The following is a 21,765-nucleotide window of genomic DNA, read 5'->3' as shown; positions in this document are numbered from 1 at the left end:
GTGCTCAAGGCGACCCTGAGGAGCTTCCTCGCGCACAAGGGACGGCTCGCGCTGTCCGCACTGGCCGTGATCCTGTCCGTGGCGTTCGTCGCGGGCAGCCTGATCTTCTCCGACACCGTCTCCCGCACGTTCGACCGGCTGTTCGCCTCCACCGCCGCCGACGTGTCCGTGCAGCCGAAGCGGGATCTGGTGTCCGCGCGGGCGAGTGGCGCGGTGCAGACCCTGCCGGCCGCGCTGCGCGACCGGGTGGCCCTGGTTCCCGGGGTGGCGGCGGCCCGCGCCGACGTACAGGTGCAGAACGTCGTGGTGGTCGACCGGCACAACCGGTCCGTCGGGCCGACCAACGGGGCGCCCACCCTCGCCGGCGCCTGGTACCCGACCCGGCACAGTCCGGTGGAGCTGACCTCCGGGCACGCTCCGCGCGGTCCGGGCGAGGCCCTGCTCGACGCCGACACGGCCGGCCGCGGGCACGTCCGGATCGGCGACACCCTGACGGTGCAGGCGCAGCCCGGCACCTTCCGGGTGCGGGTCGCCGGGATCGCGGCGTTCACCACGACCAACTCCGGCGCGGCGCTGCTCTATCTGGACCCGGCGGTGGCCGGACGGCAACTGCTCGGCTCCCCCGCGCGGGCGACCGGCATCTCGGTGGACGCGGCCGAGGGGGTCCCCGCCGACCGGCTCAGGCAGCGGGTCGTCGCGGCGCTCGGCGCGGACGCCGGGGCGTACGACGTGCAGACCGCGCGGGAGCAGGCCAGGTCGGCGGCGGCGAGCCTCGGCACGTTCCTGGACGTGGTGAAGTACGTGATGCTGGGTTTCGCCGGGGTGGCGCTGCTCGTCGGGGTGTTCCTGATCGTCAACACCTTCTCCATGCTGATCGCCCAGCGCACCCGGGAGCTGGGCCTGCTGCGGGCGCTGGGCGCCGACCGGCGGCAGGTGCGGCGGTCGGTGCTGACGGAGGCGCTGCTGCTCGGTCTGGTCGGCTCCACGCTCGGGCTCGCGACCGGGATCGGCCTCGCGTTCGGGCTGATCCGGCTGATGGGCGTGTTCGGGACGAACCTGGCCGCCGCGCGGATGGTGATCGGCTGGGGCACGCCCGTCGCCGCCTATGTCGTGGGGCTCGGCGTGACCTTCGTGGCCGCCTATCTGCCCGCCCGGCGCGCGGCGGCCGTCTCTCCCATGGCCGCGCTCGCGGACGCCGAGGTCGCCGCGGTGGGCAAGCCGTTGCGGGCCCGGGGGGTCGTCGGCGCGGTGGTCGGGACGGCGGGCGCGGCGGCGCTGGCCGGGTGCGCGGCGGCGACGCGGACCGCGCCCGCCGCCGCTCTGCTGGGCGTGGGCGTGGCGCTGACGCTGGTCGCGACCGTGGTCGCCGGGCCGCTGCTGGTGCGGCCGGTGATCCGGGTGCTCGGCGGGGCCTTCCCCGCGCTGTTCGGGCCGGTGGGCCGGATGAGTCAGCGCAACGCCCTGCGCAACCCCCGCCGCACCGGTGCGACCGCGGCCGCGCTGATGGTGGGCCTGGCCCTGGTGAGCGGCATGTCGGTGGCGAGCGCGTCCATGTCGGCGTCGTTCGACCGGCGGATCGACAAGACCCTCGGCGCCGATTTCACCGTCCAGAACGCCAACTTCACCCCGTTCACCCGGCAGATCGCCGCCCGGGTGGCCGCGACCGAGGGCACCGGGCTGGTCGTGCCGCAGCGGCTCACCCGGATCGCGCTGCGGCTGCCCGACGGCGGGCGGGTGGAGACGGGCGCGGCCGCGTACGGCGCCGGGCTCGACGACGTCGTGCACATCGACTACGCGCGCGGCGGCTCGGCGGCGGCGCTCGCCGACGGGCACCTCGCCATGGACGCGACGTTCGCCCGGGACCACGGGGTGCGGCCGGGCAGTGTGCTCCCGGTGGACTTCCCGGGCGGGCGCCGGGCGCGGCTGACGGTCGGCGCGCTCACCGAACAGGCCTCCACCGAGGGCTTCGGGAACCAGGGCGGTGTCTTCTTCGGCCTCGGCACACTGGAGCGGTACGCGCCCGGCGGCCAGGACTCCGCGCTCTACGTCGACGCCGCGCCGGGCACGCGGCCGGCGGACCTGCGGCCCCGGCTGGAGCGGACGCTCGCGCCGTTCCCGCAGGTCCAGGTGCGCGACCAGACCGACTACAAGAAGCTGGTCCACGACCAGATCGGCGTGCTGCTGTACCTGGTGTACGCGCTGCTGGGGCTGGCGATCGTCATCGCGGTGCTCGGCGTGGTCAACACGCTCACGCTGTCGGTGGTGGAACGCACCCGGGAGATCGGGCTGCTGCGCGCGATCGGGCTGGGGCGGCGGCAGCTGCGGCGGATGATCCGGCTGGAGTCGGTGGTGATCGCGGTGTTCGGCGCGGTACTCGGGCTGGCGCTGGGCCTGGTGTGGGGCGTGTGCATGCAACAGGTTCTGGCGCTGCGCGGGTTGACGGCGTTCGCGATCCCCTGGGGGACGATCGTGGCGGTGGTGGTCGGCTCCGCGGTGGTGGGGATCGTGGCCGCGGTGCTGCCCGCGCTGCGGGCCTCCCGGCTGAACGTGCTGGCGGCGATCGCCCACGAGTGACGGTATGGCCCATGGTCCGGCGGCGGACGTGATGGGATGTCGGTCGAGGGTCGATTCGCTGACGGTGGAGGAGACTTCATGCCACGCCCGTTCCGTTTCGGGGTCAACATGCTCACGCCCGCGTCCGGGTCCGAGTGGCGTGCGAAGTGCCGTCGCGCCGAGGAACTGGGGTACGACGTGATCCTCGTCCCCGACCATCTCGGCTGGGTGGCGCCGTTCCCCGCGCTGGTCGCGGCGGCGCAGGCGACCGAGCGGGTCCGGGTCGGCACGCTGGTGCTCAACGCTGGTTTCTACAACCCGGCGTTGCTCGCCCGCGAGGTGGCGACCACGGACGCGCTCACCGGCGGACGCCTCGAACTCGGTCTCGGCACCGGCTATGTGCGCGAGGAACACGAGGCGGCCGGGCTGCCGTTCGGCTCGCCGGGCGAGCGGGTGGACCATCTGCGGCGCACCGTCGAGGAGTTGGTCCGGCTGCTCGGCGCCGAGGACCACCAGCCCCGTCCGGAGCAGGCCCGGGTGCCGCTGCTGATCGGCGGCAACGGCGACCGGATGCTGGAGCTGACCGCCGAGCACGCCGACATCGCCGCCTTCGCCGGTGCCCGGACGGGGAGCACGCGGTCGCTGGAACCGCTCACGGCCGACGAGCTGGACGAGCGGGTGGGGCGCTACCGGGAGCTGGCGGCCGGGCGCGCGGAGCCGGCCGAGCTGAGCCTGCTGCTCCAGCAGGCCGTGGTCACCGACGACCCGGAGCAGGCGCTCAGGCCGCTGCTGGAGCGGCGGCCTGAGCTGACCCTGGAGTCCGCGCTGGCGCTGCCCGTCGTCCTGGCGGGCCCGCTGGAGGACGTCGTGGCGCGGGTCGAGGCGCAGCGCGAGCGGTACGGATTCACGAACCTGACCGTCCTGGAGCCCCACATGGAGGCGTTCGCGCCGGTGATCGAGCGACTGCGCGCACGGTCCGCATGATGGAAACCCCGGCGCGCGGGGCCCGGTCGCGATCAGGGTGATCGCATGACCGAGTTGCGCGTACGTTCCGCCGGCCCCGACGACCTCGACGCCGTGCTCGCCTTCTGGCGCACGGCCGCCGAGGGCACCAGCATCAGCGACGACCGCGCCGGGGTGGAGCGCCTGGTGGCGCGCGACCCGCAGGCGCTGCTCCTGGCCGAGCTGGGCGGTGAGCTGGTCGGGACGGTGATCGCGGGCTTCGACGGCTGGCGCTGCCATCTGTACCGGCTCGCGGTCCGGCCCGACCGGCGGCGCCGGGGCGTCGCCACGGCCCTGCTGGCCGCCGCCGAGGAGCGCTTCGTCCGGCTGGGCGGGCGGCGAGCCGACGCCATGGTGCTGGTCCGCAACGAGCGGGCGCAGCACGCCTGGCGGGCGGCCGGGTACGGGCCCGAGGAGTGGTGGCGGCGCTGGGTGAAACCCCTCACCGGCTGAGCCGTGCGCGGCGTCGTCCACAGGCCCCCGGGATTGCTTTGCCCATCCTTTACTCTGGAGGGAGCACTCGACCCTCTATGAAAGGTAGTGAGCGTCCGCCCATGGGCGAGCCTCCCGGCCCGCGACACCGCGCGCCCCACCGACCCCTGTCCGATCATGGGACGGGGGTGACCCGATGACCGAAGTGCTGCTCCTCCTGGTGGCGATCCTGCTGTCACTGGCCTGTGGCGCGTTCGTGGCGGCGGAGTTCTCGCTGACCACCGTCGAGCGCGGCGCGCTGGAGCGGGCCGCCGAGCGCGGCGAGCGCGGCGCCCCGGGCGCCCTGAAGGCCGTACGGAACCTGACGTTCCAGCTCTCCGGCGCCCAGCTCGGCATCACGGTCACCAACCTGGTCGTCGGCATGCTCGCCGAGCCCTCGATCGCCAAGCTGCTCGCCGGCCCGTTCCGGGCGCTGGGGCTGTCGGGCGGTGCGGCTCAGTCGGTGGCGCTGGTGGTCGGCACCGCGCTGTCCACGGTGTTCCTGATGGTCGTCGGCGAGCTGGTGCCCAAGAACTGGGCGATCTCCTCGCCCCTGGCCGTGGCCAAACGGGTGGGCACCCCGCAGCGCTGGTTCAGTGCCGCCTTCCGGCCGTTCATCGCCCAGCTGAACAACACGGCCAACCACTTCGTGCGCCGGCTCGGCTTCGAGCCCGCCGAGGAGCTGGCCTCCGCGCGCGGCCCGCAGGAGCTGGCCGCCCTCGCCCGGCACTCCGCCAAGGCGGGCGCCCTGGAGGCGGACACCGCCGAGCTGTTCGTGCGCACGCTCAATCTGGCCGACCTGACGGCGGAGAATGTGATGACCCCGCGGGTCCAGGTCATCGCCCTGGACGAGCAGGCGACCTGCGAGGACGTGGCGAACGCGACCCGGGCGACGGGCCTGTCCCGGTTCCCGGTGTACCGGGGCAGCCTGGACTCCGTCGTGGGCACCGTGCACATCAAGGACGTCCTGGCCATACCGGCCGAGCACCGCCGGCACCGCCGGGTCTGGCACCTGATGCGCGAACCGCTGCTGGTGCCCGAGTCCCTCACCGTCGACCGGCTCCTCGACCGGCTCTCCGGCCGCCGCACCATGGCCGTCGTCATCGACGAGTACGGCGGCACGGCGGGCGTGGCGACCCTGGAGGACATCGTCGAGGAGGTCGTCGGCGAGGTGCGCGACGAACACGACCCGCACGAGACGCCCGACCTCGCCCCGGCCGGCGCCGACGAGAGCGGCCGCGCCCTGTACTCGGCCGACGGCGCCGCCCGCACCGACCAGCTCAGGCGGGTGGGACTGCGGGTGCCCGACGGGCCGTACGAGACCCTGGCCGGTCTGGTCGCCACCGAGCTGGGCCGGATACCGGAGACGGGCGACCGGGTCGAGATCGCGGGCTGGCGGCTGGACGTGGTGGACGCCTCCGGGCGCCGCGCCGCCCGGCTGCTGCTGCGCGCGCCCCTGGACGACGAGAGCGGCGACGAGACGACGGAGGGGGCGCGATGATCGCCGTACAACTGCTGATCGGCCTGGCGACCCTCGTCGTCAACGCCTTCTTCGTGGCCGGCGAGTTCGCGCTGATCTCGGTGCGCCGCTCCCAGGTCGAGCCCCTGGCGCAGGAGGGCGACCGGCGGGCGAAGAGCGTGGTGTGGGGACTGGAGCACGTGTCCGCGCTGCTGGCCGCCGCCCAGCTCGGCATCACGCTGTGCACCCTGGTGCTGGGCGTGGTCGCCGAACCGGCCATCGCGCATCTGCTGGAGCCCGTGTTCCACGCGGTGGGCGTACCGGTGGGCGTGGGCCACGTGGTGTCGTTCGTGATCGCGCTGACCCTGGCGACCTATCTGCACATGCTGCTGGGCGAGATGGTGCCCAAGAACATCTCGCTCGCGGAGCCGGTGCGCGCGGCACTGCTGCTCGGGCCGCCGCTGGTCGCGCTGTCCCGGGCGCTGCGTCCGGTGATCTTCACGGTGAACGCGTTCGCCAGCGGGCTGCTGAAGCTGCTCAGGGTGGAGGCCAGGGACGAGGTCTCGGCGACCTTCACGGACACCGAACTCGCCGAGATCGTCAAGGACGCGAGCGAGGCGGGGCTGATCGACGACCGCGCGCAGGAACGGCTGCACGACGCCCTGGAGCTGGGCAGCCGCCCGGTGCGGGACGTGGTGGTGCCGCTGGAGCGGGTGGTGTACGCGCAGGTGGGCGTCACCCCCGAGCAGTTGGAGGGGCTGTCGGCCGAGTCGGGGTTCTCCCGGTTCCCGGTGGTCGACTCCGGCCGCCGGATCGTGGGCTATCTGCACGTCAAGGACGCGCTGGACGCCGCGCCGCGGGACGTGCCGTTCCGGCTGCGGGACATGCGGCCCATCGCCCGGGTGAAGGCGGGCACCCCGCTGGACGACGTGCTCACCGCGATGCGGGGCAGCCGCACCCACGTGGCCGCCGTGCTGGGCGACGACGGGCGGCTGGCGGGCCTGGTGACCATGGAGGACGTACTGCGGGAGCTGTTCGGGCAGCCCGTGTGAACCGGGCGTCCCGGACCTGACCGACCGCTGGGTATGCGACCGGGTTACCATCGCTGTCGCCATGCAGACGAATACCGTTCCTCCCCCGTACGCCAGCCTGGTCGCGGTCGGCGACTCCTTCACCGAGGGCATGTCGGACCTGCTGCCCGACGGCTCCTACCGGGGCTGGGCGGATCTGCTCGCCGCCCGGATGGCGGCGGACGCCCCGGGCTTCCGCTACGCCAACCTCGCGGTGCGCGGCAAGCTGATCGGGCAGATCGTCGACGAGCAGGTGGACGTGGCGGCGGCGATGAACGCCGACGTCGTCACCCTGGTCGGCGGGCTCAACGACGCCCTGCGGCCCAAGTGCGACATGGGCCGGGTGCGCGGACTGCTGACGGAGGCGGTGGAGCGGCTCGCCCCCTCCTGCGGACAGCTGGTGCTGATGCGCAGCCCCGGCCGCCGTGGCCCGGTCCTGGAGCGGTTCCGGCCGCGCATGGAAGAGCTGTTCGCCTGCGTGGACGAGCTGGCCGCGAAGCACGGCGCCCTCGTGGTCGACCTGTACGGCGCCCCGGCGCTGGGCGACCCGCGGCTGTGGGACGTGGACCGGCTGCACCTGACGGCCGAGGGGCACCGCCGCGTCGCCGAGGCGGTGGGGCAGACGCTCGGCTACGAACCGCTGGACGCACAGTGGCACGCACCGCTGCCGGCCGCGGCGCCGCCCGCGTGGCTGACCCGGCGGGTGGCGGACGTCCACTTCGCCCGGCAGCATCTGCTGCCCTGGATAGGCCGCCGCCTGACCGGACGCTCCTCCGGGGACGGCCGGACGGGCGCCCACTTCAGCGCCGAGCTGGGCAAACCCTTCTGGGTCAGCCCCGCGGACGACACGGACCCGGGCCCGGTGACGGGCTGGCGGAAGGTGGGTCCCTGACCCCGCCCCCGGGCCCCGGCCTCCGGCCTGGTCGGCCGCAGGCCGAGGGTGGTGACGGGCCGGTCCATTAGTTCTGCAGGTACGTGCACGACACAGCTCCGGGAGGCGACAGCGGTCTGCCTCTCCCACCAGCACGGCGGCGAGACGGGCTTCGCACACGTGGAGGCGGGGCTGCTCCCTGGGCGTCCCGACAAGCTCAAAGCTCGGTCGTCCGACGCGGTACTGGGCCTGCTGGAAAGCCACGTATGCACGGCCACCACGGACAACGTGGGCTGAGCCCGCCGGGTGCGGCGCCGTCCGGGTGGAACCGGTGACGGGTGACATGCCGCGCAGTGGTAAGCGGGAACCGGCAATGGGAGGGCGGCGGGCCCGGTCCCGTGCGTCGCGACAGCCGTGAGAGAAGGATCTGCACATGACTGACCGGTCCGGGGCGGCCAGCGGGCCGGAAACGAAGACCACGTCGGACCTGGTGGTGGAGCGGCTGCTGGAGTGGGGCATCGACACCTGCTTCGGTATCTGCGGCGATCAGGTGAACGGCTTCTTCGAGGCGCTGCGCACCCACCCGAAGATGCGGTTCGTGCACGTGCGCCATGAGGAGAACGCCGCGCTGGCCTGCGTGGGCTACGCCAAGTTCACCGGCCGCCCGGCGGCGTGCGTGGCCACCGCGGGCCCCGGAGCGGTCCACCTGCTCAACGGCCTGTACGACGCCCGGATCGACGGCGCCCCGGTGATCGCCATCACCGGCCTGTCGTATCACGACACCGTCGGCGCGCACTTCCTGCAGGATCTGCCTTCCGACCGGCTGTTCGAGCACGCCTGCATGTTCTCCGAGCGTGTCATGGGCCCCACCCACGCGCTCGCCGCCACCGACCTCGCGGTGCGCAGCGCCCTGATGAACCGCACCCCCTCGCACCTGGCCATCCCCATTGACGTCCAGTCCTTCACTCTGGAGCAGGACACCGCCTCGCCCAAGAACGTCCCCGGGCATCTGTCGGTGGTCCCGCAGCCCTTCACGGTCATCCCGCCCGAGGAACAGGTGCGCCGGGCCGCGGAGGTTCTGAACGCCTGCCGGCGGGTGGCCATCTGCGCCGGAGCCGGCGCCCGCGGTTCGGGTGACCTGCTGGAACAGGTCGCCGAGGTTCTCGGCGCGCCCATCGTCAAGGCGGGCTTGGGGAAGGATTGCGTGCCCGACGACAGCCCCTACACCACCGGCGGCATGGGCCTGATCGGCACCCGCGCCTCCCACGAGGCGTTCGAGAACTGCGACGGGCTCCTCATCGTCGGCTCCTCCACCCCCTACTACGAATTCTGGCCCGAGCCCGGGCAGGCACGGGGCGTGCAGATCGACGTCAACGCCGACCGCATCGGCATGCGCTACCCCGTCGAAGTCGGGCTGGTCGGGCACGCCGACGCCGTGCTCACCCGCCTGCTGCCACTTTTGGAGCGCAAGGACGACCGCTCCTTCCTGGAACAGGCGCAGGACACCTACCGGCGGTGGTGGAACCTGATCGGCGAGCAGGCCGCGAGCTCCGGCACACCGATGCGGCCGCAGGTGGTGACCTGGGAGCTGTCCAGAGCCCTTCCCGACCGCGCGATCGTGACAGGAGACGCCGGCACGGTCACCGCCTGGGGTGGCAGGCTCCGGCTGCGCCGGGGCATGCAGTACTCCTTCTCCGGCACGCTGTGCACCATGGGCTCCGCGCTCCCCTACGCCATCGGCGCCCAGCTTGCCCACCCAGGACGCCCGGTCATCGCCTTCACCGGAGACGGCTCGATGAGCATGGGCATGGGCGAACTGGCCACCCTCGCCCAGTACCAGTTGCCCGTCAAGGTCGTCGTGCTGCGCAACAACTCCCTCGCGCTGGAGGTGTGGGAGCAGACCGCCCTGCTGGGCAATCCCCAGATGGGTTGTGAACTGCACCCCATCGACTTCGCCGCCGTCGCCCGCGCCTGTGGCCTGACGGCCTTCCGCATCGAAGATCCCTCGGACGCCGCCGACGTGTTCGCCCGGGCCATGGCCCACGACGGACCGTGCCTGGTCGAGGCCGTCACCGACCCGAACGAAGCACCCTTCGGCGAAAGCCTGCAACCCACCCACGCCCAGCACATCGCACAGGCATTCGGCAAGGGAGAACCCGCGGCGAGCGCCATGGCACGCAACCTCCTGCAGGAGGGCCGCGTCGCTCTCTCCCCGGCGCTCCAGCAGCACTACGACGACCTCGCCCGCTACCGCTGACACCGCCCGCACCCGGCTCCTGGACCGAGCACGGCGAGGTGGACCCCGGCCCTACCGGCCGGCGCGTATCCCATCAGCAGCTGCGACATCCCCTACGTTCAGCCGCTCGGACACGGCAGGGAGTGGGCGCCGCGGGCTACCGGTTCCGGAGGACGGCAGAGATGAGCGGCGCCCCTGTGCCACCCCCTGTGCCACCGGTTGCACCGTCTGCGGCGGTACAGGTGGGTCCCGTCCCGGAACGGTGTGAGAGTGGAGGCGACGGAGCGAGGTGATGTCGTGACGGACGGACCCGACCACGCGGCGACCCCCGGCATGGACGAGCAGTTGCTGGAGAGGATGCTCGCCGACGTCCACGCGATCGCCCCCTACCAGCTGCCCGGACTGGTGAACCGCTGCGCCCGGGCGATGGGGCTGACCGGCGCGGCCATCTACCTCGTCGATCTGCAGCAGCGCATCCTGGTCCCGCTCGACGAGCAGGACGCCCAGCTGCCGGTGGACGACAGCATGGCCGGATGGGCCTACCGCACGGTCTCGGCGCGGATCGAGGAGGACCAGGGCGATCTGGTCGTCTGGGTGCCCCTCGTCGACGGCGTGGAACGCCTCGGCGTGCTGGGCCTGCGGTCGGGGTCGATGGACGCCGTGCGGCTGCGTCGCTGCCGGCTGCTGGCCCACACGCTTTCGATGGTGGTCACCACCAAGCGGACCTACAGCGACTGGTTCGTGGCCCGCACCCGCACCCGCACCATGCACGCGCGCACCGAGATGCTGCGCGCCTTCCTGCCGCCCCGCAGTATCGGCACCACGGCGGTGATCTCCACCGGCGTCCTGGAACCGGCCTACGATCTCGGCGGCGACGCCTTCGACCACTCGTTGACCCGCAACGTCCTGCACGCGGGCATCTTCGACTCCATGGGCCACAACCTGGCGTCCGGCCTGACGACGGCGGTGGCGTTGGCGTGCTGCCGCAACGCACGCCGCTCCCGCGCCGACCTGCCCGAGATGGTCGAGACCGTCGACCAGGCCCTCGCCCAGTGGCTCCCCGACCAGTTCTGCACCGGCGTCGTGTGCCAGCTGGACGCCGACACCGGTGTGCTGCGCTGGAGCAACTGCGGCCATCCCGCTCCTCTGCTGATCCGCGGTCAGCGCGTGCTCGAGAGGGCACTGGACAGCCCGCCGGAGCCGCCCATGGGCCTGGACGGCCTGCTCGGGCCCGGTATCTCCCGCGCGGTGCACGAGACGGCCCTGCAGCCCGGCGACCGGGTGCTGCTGTACACGGACGGTGTCGTCGAGGCCCGGCGGGGCGGCGACGAGTTCGGCCTCGACCGGTTCACCGACTTCATCATCCGTTCCGCCGCCGGAGGCCAGCGGCCCGCGGAGACCCTGCGGCTGCTCATCCACGACATCCTCGACCACCACAACGGCAAGCTGACCGACGACGCCACCATCCTGCTGATCGAATGGCAGCCGAAGCCCACCCCATCTCCGTAGCCATAGCCGACCACCACCGCGCAGGCCGGGAAGCACAGTTCCGCCTGGGCGGTTCTTCGGCGGGGCGGCGCCCGGCGCCGGACATCGGCGGCGGTGCGGGCGTGGCCGGTCGGTCGGAGGGCGATCTGCTCGTAGTCACGGACTCTGGGCCGTGCCGCGGGCCAGAGCGGCCAGTCGTTCCGCGTCCGCGGTGCCGGGTTCGGCCGACCAGAGCACCAGTTGCTGTTCCGGGGCACCGGCGTAGCGGAAGGTGTCCCAGTCGAGTGTGAGTTCGCCGACGGCGGAGTGAGCGATGCGTTTGCTGCCGAAGTCCTGGTGCGCGACGCGGTGTTCGGCCCACCAGGCCCGGAACTGCGGGTCGGCAACGGCCAGCTCGCCCACGAGGGCCGTGAGGGCCGGGTCGGTCGGATTGGTTCCGGCTTCCATCCGCAGGACCTCGACACACGTGCGGGCCACATCCTCCCATTCCGGGTAGATGTCGCGCATCACCGGGTCGGTGAAGACCATGCGGATGTAGTTGCGCTCGGACTCAGGCACGGCTGCGAAGTCGCACAGCAGTTCCGCTGCCAGGGGGTTCCACGCGAGGACGTCGAGCCGTGGGCCGAAGACGATCGCGGGCGTGCCGGTGAGCTGGCCGAGTAGCCGAGTGAGGTGCGGGTGCACTTGGGGGCGACGGGGCCGACGCGGCGTCTTGCGGTGGCTGGCCCGAGCGGCCTGGGTGACCAGACCCTCCACGTACGCTCTCTGGTCGTGGTCCAGCCGCAGTTCGCGCGCGAGCGATTCGAGCACCGGCGGTGACGGTGTCAGCCGGCCCTGCTCGATGCGTACGTAGTAGTCGGTGCTGATCGCGGCGAGCTCAGCCACCTCCTCGCGGCGCAGCCCCCGCACTCGACGCTGGGTGCGCGCGCGCTCGGGGAGTCCCACCTGCGCCGGTGTGAGTTCGCCACGGCGGTGCCTGAGGAACTCGCCGAGTTCACGAAGATGCGCGGAACCAGTCATTCCTCCAGCATGGCGCCGAGAGAAAGGTTCTGCCTGGGAAAGATCCTTCCTAGGAAGCGACGCGACCTTCCTGCGCCCGGCTGCCGGTCGGACAGTGGATGCAGGCCCGCAGACGGCCGGCCACCCACGATCCCACCAGGAGCAGAAAAATGAGGACTGACGTCCGCTTCCCGACCAACGGCCTGCAGCTCGCCGGCCACCTCTACCTCCCCGACGGCGCCGACGGACCGCTCGCCGCGATCGTCGTCGGCCACCCCACGACCGGAGTCAAGGAGCAGGCGCCGGCGGTGTACGCAACGCGGCTGGTCGAGGCGGGCTTCGCGGTGCTGACCTTCGACGCCGCCTTCCAGGGTGAGTCCGAGGGCATGCCCCGCGGCCTGGAGGACCCCTTCCAGCGCGCCGAGGACTTCCGCGCGGCGGTCTCCTACCTCACCACCCGCCCCGAGATCGACTCCGAGCGCATCGGCGTGATGGGCGTGTGCGGCTCCGGCGCCTATGCGCCCTACGCCGCCCAGACCGACCACCGCATGAAGGCCGTGGCAGGGGTGTCCGGGACCGATGTCCCCAGCTTCTTCCGCGGCGCCGACCCCGAGGGCTGGCATCAGATGGTCGCGGCCTCCGGCAACCTGCGCAGTGCCGAAGCCGCCGGCGAGCCCGCCGCCACCTTCCCGGTGCTGCCCGAGCGGATCACCGCCGACACCCCGGCCCCGACCGCCGAGTTCGTCGACTACTACAAGACGCCCCGCGGCCACCACCCGCGCTCCACCGGCGACCTGGTCGTACGCAGCGCGGACCTCCTCGACCAGTTCGACTCCTTCGCCGACGTCGCCAAGATCGCGCCCCGTCCGCTGCTCATGATCGCCGGCACCGAGGCGGTGACCCGCGGCTTCTCCGAGAAGGCCGTCGCCGACAGCCCCGGCAACGCCGAGCTGTTCCTCGTCGAGGGCGCCACCCACGTCGACCTGTACGACCGCGACCAGTACGTGGCTCCTGCCGTCGCCAAGCTGGTCGAGTTCTTCGGCAAGCACCTCGCCTGAGTCGGCAAGCCCGAGCGGTCAAGGGACGGGAGGGCGCTGGTCGCAGCCACTCTCCGATGGCCGCGGCCGGCACGACGGCCTCATGGCGGACGGCAAGCCTGTCGTGTCTCGTGGCGACGGCGCGACGTCGCTTGAGACGGTTGATCCCGCACTCACAGCATGGCGCTCGCGGTAGTCGGCCGGGGCGAAACGCGGAGGTCGGCCGCCGCGGGAGCCGACGGCACACCAGTCGGGACCCGGAACCGTACGCCGTCGATCAGTTGCCGCCGAGGCCGGAGAGGCGGCCGGCCCGCCCTCGTGCCCTTCGTGACGAGGTCCAGCGAGGTCGAAGCCTGGGCGACGCGGATGCCGGCCCTGGGGCGGTAGCGCCGGCCGCGACGAGGTGCCAGCCGGGGGGACGGCCAGCGCGGTGCGGGCCGTGTCGTTCGGGTTCGTCACCGGGCGCCGGCGGCGAACGCGGCGATCAGGGCGGCGGAAGGCCGAGCAGGAACGCGCCGAGCGCCGCGCTCGCCAGGGCGGGCGGCCGAAGCAGGGGGCCAGGCAGTCGAGTCGCCGAGCGGGCGCTGTCTCACACTCGTCTCACAGACCTGCCGAGAAGCGCCGGTACCGTGCGGTCTCACCTGGGCTTCGTGGACCGCATGGACAGTCCGGAGGGCCCCTGGACGGCAGGTAAACTCCGGTTACGTGACTTCAGCGCCCGCCAAGCCCCGCATCCCGAACGTCCTCGCCGGACGCTACGCCTCCACCGAGCTCGCCACGCTCTGGTCGCCCGAGCAGAAGGTGAAGCTGGAGCGGCAGCTCTGGCTCGCCGTGCTGCGGGCCCAGAAGGACCTCGGCATCGAGGTGCCCGACGAGGCGATCGCCGACTACGAGCGTGTCCTCGACACCGTCGACCTGGCCTCCATCGCGGAGCGCGAGAAGGTCACCCGGCACGACGTGAAGGCGCGGATCGAGGAGTTCAACGCCCTCGCCGGCCACGAGCACGTGCACAAGGGCATGACCTCCCGTGACCTCACGGAGAACGTCGAGCAGCTCCAGATCCGGCTCTCCCTGGAGCTGATGCGCGACCGCACGGTGGCCGTCCTCGCCCGTCTGGGCAAGCTGGCCGGCGAGTACGCCGAGCTGGTCATGGCCGGCCGCTCGCACAACGTGGCCGCGCAGGCCACCACCCTCGGCAAGCGCTTCGCGACCGCCGCCGACGAGCTGCTCGTGGCGTACGGCCGGGTCGAGGAACTGCTCACCCGCTACCCGCTGCGCGGCATCAAGGGCCCGGTCGGCACCGCGCAGGACATGCTGGACCTGCTGGGCGGCGACGCGGCGAAGCTGGCCGAGCTGGAGCAACGGATCGCCGCCCACCTGGGCTTCTCGCAGGCGTTCACCTCGGTCGGGCAGGTCTACCCGCGCTCGCTGGACTACGAGGTGGTCACCGCGCTGGTGCAGCTGGCGGCGGCGCCGTCCTCGCTGGCCAAGACGATCCGGCTGATGGCCGGCCACGAGCTGGTCACCGAGGGCTTCAAGCCCGGCCAGGTCGGCTCCTCGGCGATGCCGCACAAGATGAACACCCGCTCCTGCGAGCGCGTCAACGGCCTGATGGTGATCCTGCGCGGCTACGCCTCGATGACCGGCGAGCTGGCGGGCGACCAGTGGAACGAGGGCGACGTCTCCTGCTCGGTGGTGCGCCGTGTCGCGCTGCCGGACGCGTTCTTCGCGCTGGACGGCCTGCTGGAGACCTTCCTCACCGTCCTCGACGAGTTCGGTGCCTTCCCGGCGGTCGTCGCCCGCGAGCTGGACCGCTACCTGCCGTTCCTCGCCACCACCAAGGTCCTGATGGGCGCGGTGCGCGCCGGGGTCGGCCGCGAGGTGGCGCACGAGGCGATCAAGGAGAACGCCGTCGCCACCGCGCTCGCCATGCGGGAGCAGGGCGCCGAGCGCAACGACCTGCTCGACAAGCTCGCCGCCGACGAGCGGCTGCCGCTGGACCGCGAGCAGCTGGCGGCGCTGATGGCCGACAAGCTGTCCTTCACGGGCGCGGCGGCCGACCAGGTCGCCCAGGTCGCCGACCGGATCGAGGAGATCGTCAAGCAGCACCCGCAGGCCGCCGGCTACACCCCGGGAGCGATCCTCTGACCCCGCGTTTCACCAAGGCGGACCTGGAGGCCGCCCGCGACCGTCTCGTTCCGGACGTGGTCGCGGGCGGCCTGCGGGTGCTCTTCTGCGGCATCAATCCCGGCCTGCTGACGGCGGCCACCGGCCACCACTTCGCCCGCCCCGGCAACCGGTTCTGGCCGGTGCTGCACCTGTCCGGCTTCACCCCGAGGCAGCTGAAGCCGGCCGAGCAGGAGGAGCTGCTGTCGTACGGCCTCGGCATCACCAATGTCGTGGCCCGCGCCACCGCCCGCGCGGACGAGCTGACCGCCGCGGAGTACGCCGAGGGCGGCCGGCTGCTGACCGAGAAGGTACGACGCCTGGAGCCGGGCTGGCTGGCGGTGGTCGGCGTCACCGCCTACCGCGCCGCCTTCGCCGACCGCACCGCGCGAGTGGGCCCCCAGGAACGGACCATCGGCGGCACCCGCATCTGGGTCCTGCCCAACCCCAGCGGGCTGAACGCCCATTGGACGGCGGCGACGATGGCGGAGGAGTTCGCGAGGTTGCGGGTGGCCGCGCACTAGGCCCTCGCCGGCCGGTCCGGGGCGGCTACTCGGCGCCGGTGGCAGCGCAGGCCAGGGCCACCTCGGCCCACGTCCAGGCCTGGTCCTGCAGATCCGCGAAGTCCCCGGCCCGTTCCTGCCGCCGCGCCGCGTCGAGCGCCCGGCCCGCCGCCTGGACGGCACGGGGGGACGGGGCCGCGGCAACGGCCGTGCACGCCTGTGCCACCAGTGCCCACAGACGGGCCCGCGCCCGCGCCACGTCGCGGCCCGAGCCCGTCGTCTGCCCGTCCACGTGCACCGCCCACGCGTGGGCGCGTCGTGCCGCCTCGGCGGCTTCCGCGGACAAGTCCATGCCGGCCCCCTGAACCCGGTTCCCGCCGTCCCGCGGGGCACCGGCCCGCACTTCGCGCTTCCAACGCCCTCCAGTATGCAGGGAGTTGCCCCGCACCCCGGCCGCCAGGCGGGGCGCAGGCCCTCGATGCGCGAGCCCATGACCCGCCGGACCCGCGGCGCGTGCCGCTCCGGCCCGACGCGGAAGAAGGGCCCTGGCGGGCCCCGGGGGTCGCACCGGCCGTCCCGGTGTTCCCCTCCCGGCTCCGTCCGGCGCTCGCCCGGGATGGGGCCGGACGAGTACGATCCGGCCAATACGCCCGCGAGCTGGGAGGACGGACGGTGGGGCAGCTGACCGGCGGCGATCCCTCGCTGCTGCGGAGGATCAACTCGGCGGTGGTGCTGCACGCGCTGCGTGCCGCGGACTGCGCGACGCTCACCGAGGTCGCCCGGGTCACCGGGCTGTCCCGGCCCACCGTCGAGGGTGTGGTCGAGGGGCTGATGGAGGCGGGGCTCGTGGTGGAGCGGGCCGCCGACGAGGGCATCGCGCGCCGGCAGGGGCGCCCGGCCCGCCGGTTCCGGTTCCGGGCGGAGGCCGGGCATCTGCTGGGCCTGGAGGTCGGGGCGCACCGGGTCGCCGCGCTCCTGTCCGACCTGGACGGCCGGGTGCTGGGCGGACAGTCCAAGAAGGTCGGGGAGACCGCTTCGGCGGACGAGCGTCTGGACCGGCTGCGCGGCGCGGTCGCCGAGCTGCTGCGGCGCTGCGGGGTCCCCCGTGACTCGCTGCGCGCGGTGGGTGTGGGCACGCCGGGCATCGTGGCGGCCGACGGCACGGTGCGGCTGGGGACCGCGCTGCCGCAGTGGACGGGGCTCAACCTCGGTGAGCGGCTGAGCCGTTCGTTCAAGTGCCCGGTGCTGGTGGAGAACGACGCCAACGCGGCGGCCGTCGCCGAGCACTGGAAGGGCGCGGCGGACGGCACCGACGACGTGGTGTTCGTGCTGGCCGGGCTGAGCCCGGGGGCGGGCGCGCTGATCGGGGGGCGGCTGCACCGGGGCTTCGGCGGGGCGGCCGGGGAGATCGGCGCGTTGCACCTGCTGGGCCGGGAGGCCACCCCGGAGACGCTGCTGTCCACCACCGACGAGCCGTTGCACCCGCTGGACGAGCAGGCGGTGGCCGAGGTGTTCGCGCTGGCCCGCCAGGGCGATCTGCGGGCACGGGCGGCCGAGGAGCGGTTCGTCCAGCGGCTGGTGCACGATGTGGCCGCGCTGGTGCTGGCGCTCGATCCGGAGCTGGTCGTGATCGGCGGCTGGGCGGCCGGCCTGGACGGTGTGCTGGAGCCGCTGCGCCGTGAACTCGCCCGCTACTGCCTGCGGCCTCCCCGGGTTGCGCTGTCGGCGCTGGGTGAGGCGGCCGTGCCGACGGGCGCGCTGCGGCTGGCCCTGGACCATGTGGAGGAGCAGCTGTTCGCGGTGGCGGGCACGGTCACGGCGCGCCGCTGACCGGTCGGGGCCCCCTTGTGGTGCCACGGCAGGGATGCGTGAAATCCCCTGTACGGGTGGGTGGTTCGGCCTGGCGAGCGGGACCGCCGGCTGCCGCGGCCGGGCGGGCAGGAGCAGCGCCAGGGCAGGTTTGGACGGCGCGCGGTGGTCAGGGCGGCGGTGAAGGCGCCCATGGAGCGGCCGGCCGGCAGCACGGGGGCCCGTACCGGTTCCCCGACGACGGCGGTCGTGTCGTCGGCGTGCGCGGCGATGCCGTAGGGGCCGGGCAGCCCTCGGCGGTGAGCCCGGCCGCGCGGGTCGGGGGCCGGCAGGGCGGCCCGGGCCCGCCTCTTCGCGGTGCGTGGTCGCCGGCGCGCCGGGAGCGCCACCGGCGGCCGGTCAGGAGGCCCGCCGCTCCGGGTCGTGGTGGATCTCCACGCCGGCCGTGTCGCCGAACGTCAGCCGGCAGGTGTCGGCGCGGTAGGTCGCCACGGAGAGGGCGGCGGTGCGGCCCTCGGCGGTGAAGCGGGTGGTGACGACGAGCACCGGGGAGCCGGGCAGCCGGTCGAGTTCGCGGGCGTCGTCCGCACGGGCCGAGCCCAGTTCGACGGCGCGGTCCTGGCCCTCCGGCTCCAGGCGGTGCAGCTCCCGCAGCACGGTGCGGGCGCGGGCCGGGCCGGAGGGCGCGTCGATCGCGGTGAGGCCGGGCACCGAGGCGGCCGGGATGTACAGCAGTTCGGTGGCGACCCGCTGGCCGCCCGAGGTACGGGAGCGGCGCACGGTGTGCACGGGCTCGTCCGCAGCGGTTCCGAGGGCCGCGGCGACGGCCGCGGGCGGCACCTGCTGGACGCAGTCGGAGGCCTGCCAGGCGTCCCCGGACCCGCCCGGCCAGGCGTGCTGCTCGCCGCCGACGGCCACGCCCACGCGCGGCGGCGCGACGGTGGTGCCGACGCCGCGGCGGCGCTGCAACCGGCCTTCCAGCTCCAGCTGTTCGAGGGCCTGACGGAGCGTCGCCCGGGCCACGCCGAAGCGGGCCGCCAGGTCGCGCTCGTTGGGCAGGATCTCGCCGACCGAGAACTCCGAGTCCAGTGCCTCGCTGAGCACGGTCTTGAGATGCCAGTACTTCGGTTCCTGCACCGAATCCAGCTGCGTGGTCCCCACCCTGTCCTCCGCAAGAGCCGTCATCCGGCGGTTTTTAGCGCCCTTGTTTATTAAAGGTTGTTGCACTTCTCTGCGACCATAGGACGGCCGACACCCTTGGTCAAGACCAATCCTTCATCGCCGCGGGAACGCCGGGGCACGGCGCCGCGGAGCGTTCACGAGGCGTTCGCACGAGGTGATGCGGGTGACATCGCGGCAAAGCCCCCGTCGCGCGACGGGGGCCCGGTGCCGTGCGGACGGCTCAGCGGCCGGCCAGACGGCGCAGCTTGTCGGGGTTGCGCTGGATGTACACGGACGTCACCCGGCCGTCCACGACGTCGAGCTGGAAGAGGGTGTCCGGCTTGCCGTCGGACAGGACCAGCGCGGCGGGGCCGCCGTTGACCTCCAGCGCCCGCACGGTCAGATCCGGGCCGGCCTCGGGCGTGACGGCGGCCAGGAAACGGGCCACCTTGTCGGCGCTGTGCAGGATGCGCAGGGCCGACCTGACCTTGCCGCCGCCGTCGGCGACCAGGCGGACGTCCGGGTCGAGCACCGACATCAGCCCGTCCAGGTCGCCCCCGGACGCGGCGATCAGGAAACGCTCCGTCAGCTCGCGCCGCTGGGCCGGGTCGACGTCGTAGCGCGGGCGCCGCTCCTCCACGTGCCGGCGCGCCCGCCCGGCGAGCTGCCGGACCGCCGGTTCGCCCCGGTCGAGCAGCTCCGCGATGTCCGCGTACGGGAAGCCGAATGCCTCCCGCAGCACGAACACGGCCCGCTCCAGCGGGGACAGCGACTCCAGGACGACCAGTACGGCCAGGGAGACGCTGTCGGCGAGGACGGCGCGGTCGGCGGCGTCGGGGGCGGTGTCGCCGTACTCGGTGAGACAGGGTTCCGGCAGCCACGGCCCGACGTACGACTCGGCGCGCGACTGTGCGAGGCGGAGCCGGTCGATGGCCAGCCGGGTGGTGATGCGCACCAGGTAGGCGCGCGGCTCTCGGATCTCCGCGTGGTCGGCGCGGGACCAGCGCAGCCAGGCGTCCTGGACCACGTCCTCGGCGTCGGCGACACGGCCGAGCATGCGGTAGGCGACCCCGGTGAGCAGGGGCCGGTGCTCCTCGAAGACGTCGGTCGCGGGGTCGGCGGTCATGTCCTCATCCCATCCGACACGCGCATGGCCTGTCCAGCCGGAATCGGACCCCGCGCGCTCACCCCGGACCACAATGACCGCGCGGGCCGCCGGGGCCGGCGGCCGGGTGACGGGAGGTGGCCCTTGCGGTACGGGGTGCTGGGCACGGGCGAGGTGGGCCGGACGCTGGCCGGACGGCTGGTGGAGCTGGGGCACGAGGTGACGCTGGGCTCGCGCACCGCGGACAACCCGGTGGCGCGGGAGTGGGCCACCGCGTCGGCGAGCCGGGCGCGCGCCGGGACGTTCGCGGACGCGGCGGAGGCGGCCGAGCTGGTGATCAACGCGGTGAGCGGACAGGTGGCGCTGGACGCGCTGCGGGCGGCGGGCGCCGCGCACCTGAACGGCAAGGTGCTGGTCGACGTGTGCAATCCGCTGTCGTTCGAGGGCGGGCTGCCGCGGCTGGACCCGGTGGACTCGGACAGCCTGGGCGAGCGGATCCAGCGGGCCTTCCCCGGGGCGCGTGTGGTGAAGGCCCTGAACACGGTCGACTTCAGGGTGATGACGGACCCGGGGCGGGTGCCGGGCGAGCACCATCTGTTCGTGTGCGGGGAGAGTGCGACCGCCAAGGAGCGGACGCGGGCGCTGCTCGGGGACTTGGGGTGGCCGGCCGCGCGGGTGCTCGACCTGGGCGGCATCGCGGCGGCACGGGCGTTGGAGATGTATGTGCCGCTCCGGCTCCAGATGGCGCGGGCGTTCGGGCACGAGGACTTCAACATCGAGGTGCGGCGCGCCGGTTGACGGGCGGATCGGTGCGCCTCCGGGGGCTACCCGTCGGTAGCAATCGCTGCCAAGCTGTGCACGGCGTCCGTTCGTGAGCAGTCCAGCCGAGGAGCACCCCATGTCCGCCACCGTCTCCTTTTCCGTCCCGACCCCGCGCGGCCCCGAGGACGTGACCGTCTCCTACACACGCGTGGGGCGCGGCGAGCCGCTGGTGCTGCTGCACGGCATCGGCCATCACCGGCAGGCGTGGGACCCGGTCGTGGACATCCTCGCCACCGAGCGCGAGGTGATCGCCGTCGACCTGCCGGGCTTCGGCGCCTCCCCCGCCCTGCCGGACGGCCTGGCCTACGACCTGCCCACCACCAACACCGTGCTGGCCGCCCTGTTCGGGGCGCTGGACCTGGACCGCCCGCACGTGGCCGGCAACTCGCTGGGCGGACTGCTCGCCCTGGAGCTGGGCCGCGAGAAGCTCGTACGGTCCGTCACCGCCCTCTCCCCGGCCGGGTTCTGGACCCAGGGCGAGCGGCGGTACGCCTTCGCGACACTGCTCGCGATGCGCGGCATAGCCCAGCGGCTCCCGCTGCCCCTGGTGACCCGGCTGAGCCGCAGCGCCGCCGGCCGCACCGCGCTGACCAGCACCATCTACGCCCGCCCCGCCCGCCGGCGCCCCGAGGCGGTGGTCGCGGAGACCCGGGCGTTGGTCGAGGCGACCGGGTTCGAGGCGACCTTGCGGGCCGGCGCCGCCGTCCGCTTCACCGACGACGTCCCCGGCCTGCCGGTGACGGTGGCGTGGGGCACCAGGGACCGCATCCTGATCCGCCGCCAGGGCATCCGGGCCAAGCAGACCATCCCGCACGCCCGGCTGATCCGCCTGCCCGGCTGCGGACACTGCCCGATGAACGACGATCCGGCGCTGGTGGCGCGGGTGCTGCTGGACGGCAGCCGGGACTGAGGTCCCCGCAGCGGGCGGACGGTTGTTCACCCGGGGTTCGCGTGCGCGCCTCGCGGCGGCAGTAGGTGTGGCTGTGCACACCGGCCGGATCCCGCCACTGGAG

General features: G+C 73.5%; 18 protein-coding genes. 14 read left to right on the top strand and 4 right to left on the bottom strand.

What is annotated here, in order from left to right:
• From HZZ00_RS12000 to HZZ00_RS11965, 8 genes are all read left to right on the top strand, one after another.
• Positions 1-2,574 (top strand): ABC transporter permease, encoded by a 2,574-nt coding sequence (locus tag HZZ00_RS12000; protein WP_180332166.1) that lies wholly within the window; start codon positions 1-3, stop codon positions 2,572-2,574.
• Between the two features lie 78 nt (positions 2,575-2,652).
• Positions 2,653-3,537, top strand: coding sequence for an LLM class F420-dependent oxidoreductase (locus tag HZZ00_RS11995; protein WP_180332165.1), 885 nt, complete (start codon positions 2,653-2,655; stop codon positions 3,535-3,537).
• 45 nt (positions 3,538-3,582) lie between these two features.
• On the top strand, positions 3,583-4,008 hold the full coding sequence (locus HZZ00_RS11990; protein ID WP_180332164.1) for a GNAT family N-acetyltransferase: 426 nt from the start codon (positions 3,583-3,585) through the stop codon (positions 4,006-4,008).
• A gap of 175 nt (positions 4,009-4,183) precedes the next feature.
• The gene (locus HZZ00_RS11985; RefSeq protein ID WP_180332163.1) at positions 4,184-5,527 is read left to right on the top strand and encodes a hemolysin family protein; all 1,344 of its coding nucleotides are present in this window, start codon (positions 4,184-4,186) and stop codon (positions 5,525-5,527) included.
• Positions 5,524-6,537 carry a hemolysin family protein gene (locus tag HZZ00_RS11980; protein ID WP_180332162.1) on the top strand — a complete coding sequence of 338 codons (1,014 nt, stop codon included), beginning with the start codon at positions 5,524-5,526 and terminating at the stop codon, positions 6,535-6,537. Before HZZ00_RS11985 ends, HZZ00_RS11980 begins: the two co-directional genes overlap by 4 nt.
• Positions 6,538-6,598: 61 nt before the next feature.
• A complete protein-coding gene (locus HZZ00_RS11975; protein ID WP_180332161.1) occupies positions 6,599-7,447 on the top strand; it encodes an SGNH/GDSL hydrolase family protein in 849 nt (282 codons plus the stop codon).
• A 412-nt stretch (positions 7,448-7,859) separates the two neighbouring features.
• On the top strand, positions 7,860-9,683 hold the full coding sequence (locus HZZ00_RS11970) for a thiamine pyrophosphate-dependent enzyme (protein ID WP_180332160.1): 1,824 nt from the start codon (positions 7,860-7,862) through the stop codon (positions 9,681-9,683).
• A 276-nt stretch (positions 9,684-9,959) separates the two neighbouring features.
• Entirely contained in the window at positions 9,960-11,171 is a 1,212-nt protein-coding gene (locus HZZ00_RS11965; protein ID WP_374028522.1) for a PP2C family protein-serine/threonine phosphatase, read from the top strand.
• 135 nt (positions 11,172-11,306) lie between these two features.
• On the opposite strand, the gene HZZ00_RS11960 is transcribed toward HZZ00_RS11965, so the two are convergent.
• Positions 11,307-12,170, bottom strand: a complete 864-nt coding sequence (locus HZZ00_RS11960; protein ID WP_180332159.1) for a helix-turn-helix domain-containing protein — start codon at positions 12,168-12,170, stop codon at positions 11,307-11,309.
• 149 nt (positions 12,171-12,319) lie between these two features.
• Between HZZ00_RS11960 and HZZ00_RS11955 the strand changes: the two genes are divergently transcribed.
• The 3 genes from HZZ00_RS11955 to mug all read left to right on the top strand — a co-directional run bounded on the left by HZZ00_RS11955 (position 12,320) and on the right by mug (position 15,876).
• Positions 12,320-13,207 (top strand): alpha/beta hydrolase, encoded by an 888-nt coding sequence (locus HZZ00_RS11955; RefSeq protein ID WP_180332158.1) that lies wholly within the window; start codon positions 12,320-12,322, stop codon positions 13,205-13,207.
• 684 nt (positions 13,208-13,891) lie between these two features.
• The gene (purB, locus tag HZZ00_RS11950) at positions 13,892-15,334 is read left to right on the top strand and encodes an adenylosuccinate lyase (protein WP_180332157.1); all 1,443 of its coding nucleotides are present in this window, start codon (positions 13,892-13,894) and stop codon (positions 15,332-15,334) included.
• Between the two features lie 56 nt (positions 15,335-15,390).
• Positions 15,391-15,876, top strand: coding sequence for a G/U mismatch-specific DNA glycosylase (mug, locus tag HZZ00_RS11945; protein WP_257585755.1), 486 nt, complete (start codon positions 15,391-15,393; stop codon positions 15,874-15,876).
• Between the two features lie 25 nt (positions 15,877-15,901).
• Here the strand turns inward: mug and HZZ00_RS11940 are convergent, their stop codons facing one another.
• The gene (locus HZZ00_RS11940) at positions 15,902-16,207 is read right to left on the bottom strand and encodes an ABC transporter ATPase (RefSeq protein WP_180332156.1); all 306 of its coding nucleotides are present in this window, start codon (positions 16,205-16,207) and stop codon (positions 15,902-15,904) included.
• 320 nt (positions 16,208-16,527) lie between these two features.
• Between HZZ00_RS11940 and HZZ00_RS11935 the strand changes: the two genes are divergently transcribed.
• Positions 16,528-17,685, top strand: a complete 1,158-nt coding sequence (locus HZZ00_RS11935) for an ROK family transcriptional regulator (RefSeq protein ID WP_180332155.1) — start codon at positions 16,528-16,530, stop codon at positions 17,683-17,685.
• Between the two features lie 378 nt (positions 17,686-18,063).
• Here the strand turns inward: HZZ00_RS11935 and HZZ00_RS11930 are convergent, their stop codons facing one another.
• Positions 18,064-18,825, bottom strand: a complete 762-nt coding sequence (locus HZZ00_RS11930) for a GntR family transcriptional regulator (RefSeq protein WP_180333470.1) — start codon at positions 18,823-18,825, stop codon at positions 18,064-18,066.
• 241 nt (positions 18,826-19,066) lie between these two features.
• Positions 19,067-19,951: an RNA polymerase sigma-70 factor gene (locus tag HZZ00_RS11925; RefSeq protein ID WP_180332154.1), complete on the bottom strand. Its 885-nt coding sequence runs from the start codon at positions 19,949-19,951 to the stop codon at positions 19,067-19,069.
• Between the two features lie 123 nt (positions 19,952-20,074).
• On the opposite strand from HZZ00_RS11925, the gene HZZ00_RS11920 reads away from it, so the two are divergent.
• Both HZZ00_RS11920 and HZZ00_RS11915 read left to right on the top strand, forming a co-directional pair.
• Entirely contained in the window at positions 20,075-20,728 is a 654-nt protein-coding gene (locus tag HZZ00_RS11920; RefSeq protein ID WP_180332153.1) for an NADPH-dependent F420 reductase, read from the top strand.
• 100 nt (positions 20,729-20,828) lie between these two features.
• Complete coding sequence (locus HZZ00_RS11915) at positions 20,829-21,662, top strand: alpha/beta fold hydrolase (protein ID WP_180332152.1); 834 nt, start codon at positions 20,829-20,831, stop codon at positions 21,660-21,662.
• The last annotated feature ends 103 nt before the right edge of the window (positions 21,663-21,765 follow it).

Source organism: Streptomyces sp. NEAU-sy36, from assembly GCF_013423905.1.
In the GTDB taxonomy this organism is placed as follows: domain Bacteria; phylum Actinomycetota; class Actinomycetes; order Streptomycetales; family Streptomycetaceae; genus Streptomyces; species Streptomyces misionensis.
This window is presented reverse-complemented; position numbering and strand designations above follow the sequence as displayed.